Origin of the sequence: Pseudomonas sp. BF-B-15 (genome assembly GCF_019946675.1) — a bacterium.
Lineage (GTDB): Bacteria > Pseudomonadota > Gammaproteobacteria > Pseudomonadales > Pseudomonadaceae > Aquipseudomonas > Aquipseudomonas migulae.
Window position 1 is genome coordinate 33,481 of the sequence record NZ_JAGYFZ010000045.1, and the last position, 12,816, is coordinate 46,296.

General features: G+C 59.4%; 10 protein-coding genes and 2 tRNA genes. 4 read left to right on the forward strand and 8 right to left on the reverse strand.

The window, feature by feature from the left end:
• Positions 1–28: 28 nt before the first annotated feature.
• From KGA97_RS16105 to rnr, 8 genes are all read right to left on the reverse strand, one after another.
• Positions 29–2,332 (reverse strand): YgiQ family radical SAM protein, encoded by a 2,304-nt coding sequence (locus KGA97_RS16105; RefSeq protein WP_008035358.1) that lies wholly within the window; start codon positions 2,330–2,332, stop codon positions 29–31.
• A gap of 176 nt (positions 2,333–2,508) precedes the next feature.
• Positions 2,509–3,903: a replicative DNA helicase gene (gene dnaB / locus KGA97_RS16110; protein ID WP_008035349.1), complete on the reverse strand. Its 1,395-nt coding sequence runs from the start codon at positions 3,901–3,903 to the stop codon at positions 2,509–2,511.
• Between the two features lie 119 nt (positions 3,904–4,022).
• Positions 4,023–4,469, reverse strand: coding sequence for a 50S ribosomal protein L9 (gene rplI, locus KGA97_RS16115; protein WP_008035347.1), 447 nt, complete (start codon positions 4,467–4,469; stop codon positions 4,023–4,025).
• Between the two features lie 19 nt (positions 4,470–4,488).
• On the reverse strand, positions 4,489–5,382 hold the full coding sequence (locus KGA97_RS16120; RefSeq protein WP_008035345.1) for a hypothetical protein: 894 nt from the start codon (positions 5,380–5,382) through the stop codon (positions 4,489–4,491).
• Between the two features lie 36 nt (positions 5,383–5,418).
• Positions 5,419–5,649, reverse strand: coding sequence for a 30S ribosomal protein S18 (rpsR, locus tag KGA97_RS16125; protein ID WP_002551829.1), 231 nt, complete (start codon positions 5,647–5,649; stop codon positions 5,419–5,421).
• A 28-nt stretch (positions 5,650–5,677) separates the two neighbouring features.
• Complete coding sequence (rpsF, locus tag KGA97_RS16130; protein WP_008035342.1) at positions 5,678–6,100, reverse strand: 30S ribosomal protein S6; 423 nt, start codon at positions 6,098–6,100, stop codon at positions 5,678–5,680.
• A gap of 285 nt (positions 6,101–6,385) precedes the next feature.
• Positions 6,386–7,150, reverse strand: coding sequence for a 23S rRNA (guanosine(2251)-2'-O)-methyltransferase RlmB (rlmB, locus tag KGA97_RS16135; protein ID WP_192226930.1), 765 nt, complete (start codon positions 7,148–7,150; stop codon positions 6,386–6,388).
• Positions 7,147–9,765: a ribonuclease R gene (gene rnr / locus KGA97_RS16140; protein WP_207284728.1), complete on the reverse strand. Its 2,619-nt coding sequence runs from the start codon at positions 9,763–9,765 to the stop codon at positions 7,147–7,149. The genes rlmB and rnr overlap by 4 nt, the downstream gene beginning before the upstream one ends.
• Before the next feature lie 224 nt (positions 9,766–9,989).
• On the opposite strand from rnr, the gene KGA97_RS16145 reads away from it, so the two are divergent.
• The 4 genes from KGA97_RS16145 to KGA97_RS16160 all read left to right on the forward strand — a co-directional run.
• Positions 9,990–10,076: transfer RNA gene (locus tag KGA97_RS16145), tRNA-Leu, on the forward strand.
• A gap of 166 nt (positions 10,077–10,242) precedes the next feature.
• A tRNA-Leu gene (locus KGA97_RS16150) sits at positions 10,243–10,329 on the forward strand.
• A 253-nt stretch (positions 10,330–10,582) separates the two neighbouring features.
• Positions 10,583–11,593 carry an iron ABC transporter substrate-binding protein gene (locus KGA97_RS16155; RefSeq protein WP_223481084.1) on the forward strand — a complete coding sequence of 337 codons (1,011 nt, stop codon included), beginning with the start codon at positions 10,583–10,585 and terminating at the stop codon, positions 11,591–11,593.
• A partial coding sequence (locus KGA97_RS16160) for an ABC transporter permease (protein ID WP_223481085.1) occupies positions 11,593–12,816 on the forward strand: 1,224 nt, incomplete at its 3' end. The genes KGA97_RS16155 and KGA97_RS16160, both read left to right, overlap by 1 nt.

Below are 12,816 nucleotides of genomic sequence, written 5' to 3' on the forward strand. Positions count from 1 at the left end.
TTGGCGTTCTGTTCAGCTCAAGTGCGGTTTAGCGCGGCACAACCGGCTTGCGCGCGGGCTTCGGCCCTTTGCCTTTGGCTGCATCCTTGCGCTCCTTGGCCGCCTGCTGGTTGCGGGCGAATGCCGCTGCCTTGGCCTGTTCACGCTTGTCCCACGGGTTACCGCCATCGCTGGCACGTGGTGGCAGACCGGTGTGCTGGGTCAGGATCTTGGTGGTCTTCTCACCTGCGACTTTGTGACTGCCGGCCGGCGTCGAGTTCTTGCGACGGGCGCTCTGGTAGCTGTCGGTCGCTGGCTGATGCAGCGGGATCAACTGGTTCTTGCCCGGCCCGATCAGGTCGGCGCGGCCCATGCGGGTCAGCGCTTCACGCAGCATCGGCCAGCCTTTCGGGTCGTGATAACGCAAGAACGCCTTGTGCAGACGACGCTGCTCTTCGCTCTTGACGATGGTCACGGCGTCGCTCTTGTAAGTGACCTTGCGCAGCGGGTTCTTGCCCGAGTGGTACATCGCGGTGGCGGTGGCCATCGGCGACGGGTAGAACGCCTGCACCTGGTCGGCACGGAAGCCGTTGCCCTTGAGCCACAGGGCCAGGTTCATCATGTCTTCGTCGGTCGTGCCCGGGTGAGCGGCGATGAAGTACGGAATCAGGTACTGCTCTTTCCCGGCTTCCTTGGAGTACTTCTCGAACATGCGCTTGAACTTGTCATAGCTGCCGATGCCCGGTTTCATCATCTGATTGAGCGGACCTTCCTCGGTGTGTTCCGGGGCGATCTTCAGGTAACCACCGACGTGGTGGGTCACCAGCTCCTTGACGTATTCCGGCGACTCGACCGCAAGGTCATAGCGCAGACCGGAAGCGATCAAAATCTTCTTCACACCCGGCAACGCACGGGCGCTGCGATACAGCTGGATCAACGACGAGTGGTCGGTGTTCAGGTTCGGGCAGATGCCTGGGAACACGCACGATGGCTTGCGGCACGCGGATTCGATTTCCGGGCTCTTGCAGGCGATGCGGTACATGTTCGCGGTCGGGCCGCCGAGGTCGGAAATGACGCCGGTGAAACCTGGCACCTTGTCGCGGATCTCTTCGATTTCGCGAATGATCGACTCTTCGGAACGGTTCTGGATAATCCGGCCTTCGTGCTCGGTGATCGAGCAGAAGGTGCAGCCGCCGAAGCAGCCACGCATGATGTTCACCGAGAAGCGGATCATGTCGTAGGCAGGGATTTTTTCCTTGCCGTACGCCGGGTGCGGAATACGTGCGTAAGGCATGCCGAACACGTAGTCCATTTCTTCGGTGGTCATCGGAATCGGCGGCGGGTTGAACCAGACGTCGACTTCGCCGTGCTTCTGCACCAGCGCGCGGGCGTTACCCGGGTTGGTTTCCAGGTGAAGCACGCGGTTGGCGTGAGCGTAAAGTACCGCATCGCCACGAACCTTCTCGACCGACGGCAGACGGATAACCGTTTTGTCGCGGGTCATTTTCGGGCTGGCCAGAATCTGTACGACTTTGGCTTCGCTCGGGTCTTCAACCGGCCCCTTTTCCTGCTCGATGGCGCAGGCCTGGGTGTCTTGGGTGTTCACGTACGGGTTGATGATCTTGTCGATCTTGCCCGGACGGTCGATGCGCGTGGAGTCGACTTCGTACCAGTCTTTCGGCGTATCGCGACGGATGAACGCGGTGCCGCGCACATCGGTAATGTCTTCGATCTTGTGACCGTAGGACAGGCGCTGGGCAACTTCGACAATCGCACGCTCGGCGTTGCCGTAGAGCAGGATGTCGGCACAGGCGTCGATCAGGATCGAGTTGCGCACCCGGTCCTGCCAGTAGTCGTAGTGGGCGATGCGGCGCAGGGACGCTTCGATGCCGCCGAGTACGATCGGCACGTTCTTGTAGGCTTCCTTGCAGCGCTGGCTGTAAACCAGGCTCGCGCGATCCGGACGTTTGCCCGCCAGGCCACCGGGGGTGTAGGCGTCGTCGGAGCGGATCTTCTTGTCGGCGGTATAGCGGTTGATCATCGAGTCCATGTTGCCGGCCGCGACACCGAAGAACAGGTTCGGCTCGCCGAGCTTCATGAAGTCGTCTTTGGACTGCCAGTTCGGCTGGGCAATGATCCCGACGCGGAAGCCCTGGGACTCCAGCAGCCGGCCGATGATCGCCATGCCGAACGACGGATGGTCAACGTAGGCATCACCGGTGACGATGATGATGTCGCATGAATCCCAGCCGAGCTGATCCATCTCCTCCCTGCTCATTGGCAGGAATGGCGCTGGACCGAAGCATTCGGCCCAGTACTTGGGATAGTCAAATAACGGCTTGGCTGTTTGCATGACGATGACCGGTGTTGAGATGAAAAATCGCGGGCGCGGAATATAGCACAAAAAATGACCAATTCCGACGGTTATGGTCGGAAATTATCAGGCCCCATCGCCGGCAAGCCGGCTCCTACACAATCATTGTAGGAGCCGGCTTGCCGGCGATGAGGCCCAAAAAAACAACAAATAACTTACTCGTCGTCGAAGTTGTAGCTACCCGGCGCCAGGTTTTCGAAGCGGGTGTACTTACCGATGAACGCCAGTCGCGACGTGCCGATCGGGCCGTTCCGCTGCTTGCCGATAATGATTTCGGCGATGCCTTTGTGTTCGGTTTCCGGGTGATAAACCTCATCCCGGTACACGAACATGATGACGTCGGCATCCTGCTCGATCGCTCCGGATTCCCGGAGGTCGGAGTTGATCGGCCGTTTGTTCGGTCGTTGCTCCAGGGAGCGGTTGAGCTGGGACAGCGCCACCACCGGGCAATTGAATTCCTTGGCCAGGGCCTTCAAGGAACGCGAGATCTCGGAAATCTCGTTGGTCCGGTTGTCACCACCGGAACCCGGAATCTGCATCAATTGCAGGTAGTCGATCATGATCAGGGCGACATCGCCGTGCTCACGCACCAGACGCCGGGTCCGCGCGCGCATTTCCGACGGGCTGATGCCCGCCGTATCGTCGATGAACAGCTTGCGGTCGTTGAGCAGGTTGACCGCCGATGTCAGGCGCGGCCAATCGTCGTCGTCCAGGCGACCGGCACGGACCTTGGTCTGGTCGATACGGCCGAGGGACGACAACATACGCATGATCAGCGATTCGCCTGGCATCTCGAGCGAGTAAACCAGTACGCACTTGTCGCTGCGCAACACGGCGTTTTCCACCAGGTTCATCGCAAAGGTGGTTTTACCCATCGACGGACGGCCAGCGACGATGATCAAGTCGGCCGGCTGCAGGCCGCTGGTCTTCTCGTCGAGGTCGGTGTAACCGGTGGACAAGCCAGTGATGGCGTTATCGGTGTTGAACAAGGTGTCGATGCGGTCGATGGCCTTGGTCAGCAGGTCATTCACGCTCACCGGGCCGCCGGTTTTAGGCCGGGCCTCGGCGATCTGGAAGATCTGCCGCTCGGCTTCGTCGAGAATCTCTTCAGCCGTGCGACCTTCCGGGTTGAAGGCGCTGTCGGCAATCTCGGTGGCGATGCCGATCAACTGCCGCAACGTCGCTCGCGCGCGAACGATCTGCGCATACGCCTTGATGTTGGCGACGGACGGCGTGTTTTTCGCCAGTTCACCGAGGTAACCGAGGCCACCGACCTGCGAGGTCTGACCTTCCTTGTCCAATTGCTCGGCAAGGGTCACGACGTCGATCGGGGAGTTCTGGTCGGCGAGTTTGGCGATCGCGCGGAAAATCAGGCGGTGGTCATGTCGATAGAAATCGCCGTCGGAGACTTGATCGAGCACGCGCTCCCAGGCGTTGTTGTCCAGCATCAAACCACCGAGCACGGCCTGTTCGGCCTCGATGGAATGCGGCGGCACCTTCAGGGAAGCGGTTTGCAGATCGTATTGCTCGGGAGCGGAGATATCGTTCATGGCCACTTGAATAGTTGTGAAAATCAGGAACTGCAGAAAGACAAAGGGCACGACCTGTAAACAGGATCGTGCCCGATGTTACCGGCAAGCACCCGAGGGTGCCAGCCGACAAGTGCTGCTTAAGCTGCTACCACGACAACGCGTACGGTGGCTTCAACTTCGGCGTGCAGGTGCACGGCTACGTCGAATTCGCCTACGTTGCGGATGGTGCCGTTCGGCAGACGAACTTCGCTTTTTGCAACTTCAACGCCAGAGGCGGTCAGTGCATCAGCGATGTCGTGAGTACCGATCGAACCGAACAGCTTGCCTTCGTCACCAGCGGTGGCAGTGATAGTCACTTCCAGCTCAGCCAGTTGGGCGGCACGGCTTTCAGCCGAAGTTTTACGGTCTGCTGCGGCTTTTTCCAGCTCAGCGCGACGCTCTTCGAACGCAGCCAGGTTGGCTGGGGTCGCGGCGGTAGCTTTGCCGTAAGGCAGCAGGTAGTTACGACCGTAACCAGCCTTAACGTTTACTTTGTCACCCAGGTTGCCCAGGTTGGTGACTTTTTCCAGAAGGATCAGTTGCATGTGAAAATCCTCTTAACTTTTAACCTTCACCGTTCGCGCTATCGACGTCTTTCGGCGTCGAACGACCGCGAAAATCAATCAGGCTGTCGACGATGGCCAGGACCACCAGCAACGGATAGATCAGCTGCATGAACAGCAACAGCGTGACGTACAACCCCACCAGCCAGAATCTGGCCAGTCGCTTTTGCGCCACCAGCCCGTGAATCAGGGCCAGCCCGGCGAACACCAGCGGTACACTGCACAACGGCGTCAACATGGCCATCTGCGGACCGATGTTCGGCCCCAGAAGCATGAACGCCAGCAGTAACATCGCCAGCCCCAGCGGGAATCGGATGGCGCGAAATTCGCGACCAAAACCACCCGGGTTGTACAACAACGCCTGCCAGTAGCGCCCGACAATCAGGCTCAGCACACTGACGATTTGCAACAAGGCCGCAATCAGGCCAGTCAGGACCGGTGCAATCAGGGACGCAAAATGCGCTTGCTCGTCTACCGACAACTTCTGGTAGACATCACCGAGTAGCGACGGCATGACCTTTATCAAGGCCTGCGCCAGCATCTCGATTTGGGGAGCAAAAACTGTCCCCAGCACCACTGCAAACACCACTCCCATCGCTATGCTGACCAGCAGCACGCGGTTCCAGGACTCGCTTGCGCGCAAAACCAACGCAAGGCTCGAAGACCCCAGCAGCACCAGAAGTGCCCGTGGGTCATCGGAGTAAAGCCACCAGATCAACGCCGGCAGCAGTCCCAGAGCAAGTACGCCAAGGGCGTCCTTCAATCCGCGCCGCAGGAGCACAAGGCATCCGGCGGCAGCACCCAACCAATACAACAACGGCAATGTTGCGCATCCAGCCACTACGAGAGTGGCCTGCATACGGCCGCGCATGATGAACTCAGCTATGGCACGCATGCATTCAATCCTTTGCTACGTGTCGACTGCCCGGTCTCAGCGGCCGTGGCTGTCGGTGTAGGCCAGCAGGGCCAGGAAGCGGGCGCGCTTGATAGCGGTGGCCAGCTGACGCTGATAACGAGCTTTGGTACCGGTGATGCGGCTTGGAACGATTTTGCCGGTCTCGGATACGTAGGCTTTCAGAGTGTTGAGATCTTTGTAATCGATCTCTTTCACGTCTTCAGCGGTGAAGCGGCAGAATTTACGACGACGGAAGAAACGTGCCATGTAATAGGCTCCTCAAAAGGTCCGTGGATTACTCGTCAGCGTTATCGCTGTTGTCGCTGTCATCACCATCAACGCCTTCGGCGTCGGAGTGCTCAGGACGGTCGCGACGCTCACGGCGCTCACTGCGGTTTTCTTCAGCCTTGAGCATCTCGGATTGGCCGGTAACGGCTTCTTCGCGACGGATGACCAGGTTACGGATCACTGCATCGTTGTAGCGGAAGTTGTCTTCCAGCTCGGCCAGGGCCTTGCCAGTGCACTCAACGTTCAGCATCACGTAGTGAGCCTTGTGAACATTGTTGATTGCGTAGGCCAGTTGACGACGGCCCCAATCTTCCAGACGGTGGATTTTGCCGCCGTCTTCTTCGATCAGCTTGGTGTAACGCTCAACCATGCCGCCGACTTGCTCGCTTTGATCCGGGTGGACCAAAAAGATGATTTCGTAATGACGCATGAATGCTCCTTACGGGTTGTAGCCTGCCGCTCAAAAGCGGTCAGACAAGGAGTGAATGACACTTATGGACTTGCTTGCGATAGACACATGCGTGCCTGCCGTCACAGCAAGGGGCGCAATTGTAGAGAAGGGACAGAAGAGGTGCAAGGCAATTGGTGATTATTTGAACAACCACCAACAACCCCGCCTCTGTAGGAGCCGGCTTGCTGGCGATTCAGGCAACGCGGTGCTTCAGAAGTACCGTGGCGCTTGGATCGCCAGCAAGCCGGCTCCTACAAGGGAGTGTCAGGGCTTCTTGCCAGTGGCGGCTTTTACGCTGCGCTGGCGCTGGGCCTCGAACAGGCAGACACCGGTGGCCACGGACACATTGAGACTGCTGACGCTGCCGGCCATCGGCAGGTGCACCAGGTAGTCGCAAAGATCGCGGGTCAGGCGACGCATGCCGCTGCCTTCCGCGCCCATGATCAGGATGGTCGGCCCGGTCATGTCTTGCTGATACAGGCTCTGCTCGGCTTCGCCCGCCGTACCGACAACCCACAAGCCGCGCTGCTTGAGTTTTTCCAGGGTACGCGCCAGGTTGGTTACGGCGACCAACGGAATCACTTCCGCCGCGCCACACGCAACCTTTCGCACCGTTGGAGTCAGCGTGGCCGACTTGTCTTTCGGCACGATCACCGCCAGCGCACCGGCCGCATCGGCCGAACGCAGGCAAGCGCCAAGGTTGTGCGGATCGGTCACGCCGTCGAGCACCAGCAACAGCGGTGCACCATCGGTGCGATCGAGCAGCTCGTCGAGCATTGCTTCGCCCCAGACCTGGCTCGGACTCACGTCCGCCACCACGCCCTGGTGCACGCCTTCAACCCAGGCATCCAGCTCGCGACGTTCGGCATTGCCGACGGCCACGCGGTTTTCGGCCGCGAGCGCGATCAGCGTCTGAACCCGCGGATCACTGCGGCCTTCCGCCAGCCAGATCTGCTTGACGCGTTTCGGGTGGTGACGCAGCAATGCTTCTACTGCATGCACGCCGTAGATTTTTTCCAACTGACTCATGACTTGGCCTTAGGTTTACGCGCCCCGCCGCTTTTGGCTGGGGCCGAGCCCGCTTTCGGCGGGCCTTTACGGTGTTTGCTCGGCTTGCTGCCGGGAGCCTTGTCAGGCGCCGACCGTCCGGTCTTTCCCCCAGACGCCGCTTTACCACCGCTTTTCGCTTCAGACAGCAACGCCTGCTTCATTTCACGGCTTTTGCGCAGCTCAGCATTTTTCGCTGCCGCATCGCTTGGGCGATAGGCTTCGACTGCTTTTTCCTTGGCAGGACGACGACCGGTTTTTGCCGGTGCCGGCTCTGCTGCGGTCTTGCCAGCAGGTGCAGCGGTTTCAGTCCCGCGTTTTTTGCGGCCGATCGGTGCGCTGATGGTTTTTTCAGCCATCTCGAAGTCGATCTTGCGCTCGTCGAGGTCGACGCGCATTACGCGCACTTCAACGGTGTCGCCAAGGCGGAAGCTGCGACCGGTGCGCTCACCGGCGAGGCGGTGATGCACAGGGTCGAAGTGGTAGTAATCGCCCGGCAGCGCGGTGACGTGCACCAGGCCTTCGACATAGATATCGGTCAGCTCGACGAACAGACCAAAACCGGTCACGGCGGTGATCACACCCGGGAACGACTCGCCCACGCGGTCTTTCATGAACTCGCACTTGAGCCAGTTCACCACGTCGCGGGTCGCTTCGTCGGCACGGCGCTCGCTCATCGAGCACTGCTCGCCGAGTTGCTCCAGCGCGGCTTCGTCGTACGGATAGATGCGCGCCTTCGGAATGGTCATCGCGCCGGCACGGCGAACGTGCGGGGTGTCCATTTTCGAATGAATGACGCTGCGGATCGCCCGATGCGTGAGCAAGTCCGGGTAGCGGCGGATCGGCGATGTGAAGTGGGTATAGGCTTCGTAATTCAGGCCGAAGTGGCCCTGGTTATCAGCGCTGTACACCGCCTGACTCAGCGAACGCAGCATGACGGTCTGGATCAGGTGGAAATCCGGACGGTCCTTGATGCTTGCCAGCAAGGCCTGGTAATCCTTCGGCGACGGGCCGTCCTTGCCTTTGTGCAGGGACAGGCCGAGCTCACCAAGGAAGGCGCGCAGTTTTTCCAGACGCTCCGGTGGCGGACCATCGTGGACGCGATACAGCGCAGGAATTTCGTGCTTCTTCAGGAATTCGGCAGTGGCCACGTTGGCCGCCAGCATGCATTCCTCGATCAGCTTGTGTGCATCGTTACGCACGGTCGGACGGATTTCGGCAATCTTGCGCTCGGAACCGAAGATGATCCGGGTTTCCTGCGTTTCGAAATCGATCGCGCCACGCACATGACGGGCCGCCAGCAGCACCTTGTACAGCGAATACAGCTGCTTGAGGTGTGGCAGAACGTCGGTGTATTCGCCGCGAAGCTGGCGCGCTTCGGTAACTTTCGGCGTCTCCAGCATGGTGCTGACCTTGTTATAGGTCAGACGGGCATGGGAGTGAATCACTGCTTCGTAGAAGCAGTAGTCGGTCATCTCGCCGGATTTGGAGATAGTCATCTCGCAGACCATGGCCAGACGATCGACATGTGGATTCAGCGAGCACAGGCCGTTGGACAGCTGCTCAGGCAGCATCGGCACTACGCGCTCCGGGAAGTAAACGGAGTTGCCGCGAACCTGGGATTCGTTGTCCAGCGCGGAACCGATTTTCACGTAGCTGGAAACGTCGGCAATCGCCACGTACAACTTCCAGCCACCGGAGAACAGGCGCAGCTTGCCCGGTTTGGCTTCGCAGTAGACCGCGTCATCGAAGTCGCGCGCATCTTCACCGTCGATGGTCACGAACGGCAGATGGCGCAGGTCGATGCGCTTCTCTTTGTCTTTCTCTTCGACTTCCGGCTTGAGCTTGGCGGCTTCTTTCAAGACCGCTTCAGGCCAGACGTGCGGAATATCGTAGGTGCGCAGGGCGACATCGATTTCCATGCCCGGCGCCATGTAGTTGCCCACGACTTCGACCACGTCGCCTTGCGGCTGGAAGCGTGGCGTCGGCCAGTGAGTGATCTTCACTTCGACGAACTGACCGACTTTGGCGTTGGCATTGCGCCCCGGCGTAACCAGCACTTCTTGCTGGATCTTCGGATTGTCCGCCACCACGAAGCCGATACCGCCCTCTTCGAAGTAACGGCCGACGATGGTTTCGTGAGCGCGGGACACCACTTCGACGATCATGCCTTCGCGACGACCGCGACGGTCCAGACCGGAAACACGGGCCAGGGCACGGTCGCCATCGAACACCAGACGCATTTGCGCCGGGCTCATGAACAGGTCGTCACTGCCGTCGTCCGGGACCAGGAAGCCGAAGCCGTCACGGTGACCGCTGATGCGGCCCAGGATCAGGTCGAGCTTGTCCACCGGCGCATACGTGCCACGACGGGTATAGATGAGTTGAGCGTCGCGCTCCATGGCGCGCAGGCGGCGGCGCAGGGCTTCGATCTGGTCTTCTGTGATCAGACCAAACTCTTCGACCAGTTGCTCGCGGTTAGCAGGCGAACCCCGATCAGCAAGGTGCTGAAGGATCAGTTCGCGGCTAGGAATAGGGTTTTCATATTTTTCCGCTTCACGAGCGGCCTCGGGATCGAGGGACTGCCAATCGGCCATTAGAGAGTTTTCACCTTGTCTATATGCGGGTTAGTTTGGCATAGGCGTAATGAAACGGGAAATTTCAGGCTACGAGAGCCCATCTAAAGCCCTTTATCGACAGCGCAAAGCTGATTTAAATGCCGCTGGTAAAATTTTCCAGGTTTTTTTGACGCTGGGGGTTTACAGTTAAAAAGACGCTCCGTATAGTGCGCGCCATCGACGACGGAGACGTTGCCGATACTGCCCAGATGGTGAAATTGGTAGACACGCCAGCTTCAGGTGCTGGTGACCGCAAGGTCGTGGAAGTTCGAGTCTTCTTCTGGGCACCAATTCAGAGCTTGAGATTAGATCAATTTCAAGGCTCGCACAAAAACCCGCGAAAGCGGGTTTTTTGCATTCTACGGTTCTGATTTATTAAAACCAAATCAGGGGTTTACAGATCAAACTGCTCTCCGTATAGTGCGCCACATCAACAGCGGCAACGCTGAAGATTATGCCCAGATGGTGAAATTGGTAGACACGCCAGCTTCAGGTGCTGGTGACCTTACGGTCGTGGAAGTTCGAGTCTTCTTCTGGGCACCAATTCAAATTTCAGAGCTTGCTCTGGAATTTCACAAAAACCCGCGAAAGCGGGTTTTTGCGTTTCCGGCATTCGAAAAATCACACCCCCCCCCTGCTCGTGATGAACTCACAGGCGCCGCCGTCATCGTTCACGTCCATCGCGAGCAGGCTCGCTCCTACAGGAGTCAGGCACCCTCCGCAAGGCGCACTTGAGAAACAATATCGTTTATCATTGTTTCAAGTTTTTGCAATGCGACAGTGAGGAACCCTGCGAATGACGTTTCGAAATACCCTGCGCCGCGGCCTGACCATCACCCTGCTCGGCCTGGCACTCGCTACCCCCCTCACCCAGGCTGCTGATCCAGTTTCCCTGACACTCTACAACGGTCAACACAAGGAAGTCGGCGACGCCGTCGCCAAAGCTTTCGAAGCCAAGACCGGCATCCACGTCAATGTGCGCAAAGGCAGCAGCAACCAGCTTGCCAGCCAGATCGTCGAAGAAGGCGATCGCTCCCCGGCCGACGTGATCTACACCGAAGAATCGCCACCGCTGAACAAACTCGGCGAGCAAGGCCTACTGGCGCAAACCGATGCCGCCACCCTCGCCGTTCTGCCAAAAGACTACGTCGCCGGCAATGGCACCTGGATCGGCATCACCGCGCGAGTCCGCGTGGTTGCGTTCAATCCCAAACTGATCGATGAAAAAGACCTGCCCAAATCGGTGATGGAATTCTCCGACCCGAAATGGCAAGGCAAGGTTGGCTTCGTGCCCACCAGCGGCGCGTTCCAGGAACAGGCCGTGGCAATCATCAAAGTGCACGGCATGGATGCAGCCGAAGAATGGCTGACCGGCTTGCGCGCATTCGGCAAGACCTACAGCAACAACATGGTCGCCTTGAAAGCCGTGGAGAACGGCGAAGTCGCGACCGTGCTGGTGAACAACTACTACTGGTTCGCCCTGCAACGCGAAAAAGGCCAGCTCGATTCGAAACTGCATTACTTCACTGGCGGCGACGTCGGCGGGCTGATCACCGTTTCCAGTGCAGCCGTGCTGAAGTCCAGCAAACACCCAAAGGAAGCCCAGCAATTCCTCGCCTACATGGCCAGCGAAGAAGGTCAGCGCGTGATCACCCAGACCACCGCCGAATACCCGCTGCACAAAGGCATGGAGTCGGACCGAGGCCTCAAGCCGTTCAGCGAGCTTGAAGCACCGAAAGTCACGCCAGCCGACCTCGGCAACGCCGAAGAAGCCCTGGACCTGGAACGCGACGTTGGCTTGAACTGATGAGCGCACCGCCCTCTGCCCCAGCCATGCGCGGAAGCTACGTGCCACGGCGCAAGCGGCCGTCGATCTGGCTACTGCTGCCGGTTTTGCTGTTGGTACTGCTCAGCGTGTTGCCGCTGGTGTATGTCGGGCTCAAGACCTGGCAAGCCGGCTGGGCCCAGGCATTGCATTTGCTGTGGCGGCCCTACGTGTTTGGCTTGCTGCGCAACACCCTGGAGCTGATGGTCGGCGTAACGGTCGCTTGTGGCGTGATCGGTTTGTCGCTGGCCTGGCTGCTGGAACGCAGCAATCTGCCAGGCCGACGATTGTGGGGCGTGATCCTGTGCTTGCCGTTTGCGGTGCCGGCGTTTGTCAGCAGCTTTACCTGGGTCTCGCTGAGCGCGCACTTCGAGGGTTTGGGCGGGGCGATTCTGGTGATGACCCTGTCCAAGTACCCGCTGATTTTTCTGCCGGTGGCGGCGACCCTGCGCAATCTCGATCCGTCGCTTGAAGAGTCCGCACGCACGCTCGGGCAGAATCGCTGGGGCGTGTTTTTCAGGATCACCCTGCCACTGCTGTGGCCGTCGCTGCTCGCCGGTTCGCTGCTGATCGCATTGCACATGCTCGTTGAGTTCGGCGCGCTGTCGATTATTGGCTTGCAGACGTTCACCACGGCGATCTATCAGCAATTCGAACTGGAATTCAGCAATGCCAATGCGGCGATGCTTTCCGCCGTGCTGCTCGCGCTGTGCCTGATGCTCTTGTGGCTTGAGCTGCGAGCCCGTGGCAAGGGTCGGCACGTGCGCACCGGCCAGGGCGCGGCGCGGCAGGCGGAACAGGTGCAGTTGGGACCCTGGGCGGCTGTTGGGCAGATTTACTGTCTGGCACTGGCGATCATCGGCAGCGGCATTCCACTGGGGATGCTGGTGTACTGGCTGGCGGTAGGTTCGTCGGCAGCGTTTCCGGTGGCGGCGATCAGCGAGGCGCTGCTGTCATCCCTTGCGCTTTCGCTGGGTGGCGCCGCGCTGTGCCTGGTGCTGGCGGTGCCGGTGGGCTTGTTGGTGGTGCGCTACAAAGGCCAATTGGCGATCTGGGCCGAGCGCTTGCCGTACCTGTTGCATGCACTCCCAGGACTCGTGATTGCGCTGACGCTGGTGTATTTCGCCCTGCACTATGTGCCGGCGCTGTACCAGACATCGGCGTTGCTGCTGATCGCTTATGCGCTGCTGTTTCTACCATTGGCA

What these genes read in the sequence shown, in the direction of transcription:
- KGA97_RS16105 (WP_008035358.1), bottom strand. Translation starts at nt 2,332, where the DNA reads ATGCAAACAGCCAAGCCGTTATTTGACTATCCCAAGTACTGGGCCGAA.
- dnaB (WP_008035349.1), bottom strand. Translation starts at nt 3,903, where the DNA reads ATGAACGATATCTCCGCTCCCGAGCAATACGATCTGCAAACCGCTTCC.
- rplI (WP_008035347.1), bottom strand. Translation starts at nt 4,469, where the DNA reads ATGCAACTGATCCTTCTGGAAAAAGTCACCAACCTGGGCAACCTGGGT.
- KGA97_RS16120 (WP_008035345.1), bottom strand. Translation starts at nt 5,382, where the DNA reads ATGCGTGCCATAGCTGAGTTCATCATGCGCGGCCGTATGCAGGCCACT.
- rpsR (WP_002551829.1), bottom strand. Translation starts at nt 5,649, where the DNA reads ATGGCACGTTTCTTCCGTCGTCGTAAATTCTGCCGCTTCACCGCTGAA.
- rpsF (WP_008035342.1), bottom strand. Translation starts at nt 6,100, where the DNA reads ATGCGTCATTACGAAATCATCTTTTTGGTCCACCCGGATCAAAGCGAG.
- rlmB (WP_192226930.1), bottom strand. Translation starts at nt 7,150, where the DNA reads ATGAGTCAGTTGGAAAAAATCTACGGCGTGCATGCAGTAGAAGCATTG.
- rnr (WP_207284728.1), bottom strand. Translation starts at nt 9,765, where the DNA reads ATGGCCGATTGGCAGTCCCTCGATCCCGAGGCCGCTCGTGAAGCGGAA.
- KGA97_RS16155 (WP_223481084.1), top strand. Translation starts at nt 10,583, where the DNA reads ATGACGTTTCGAAATACCCTGCGCCGCGGCCTGACCATCACCCTGCTC.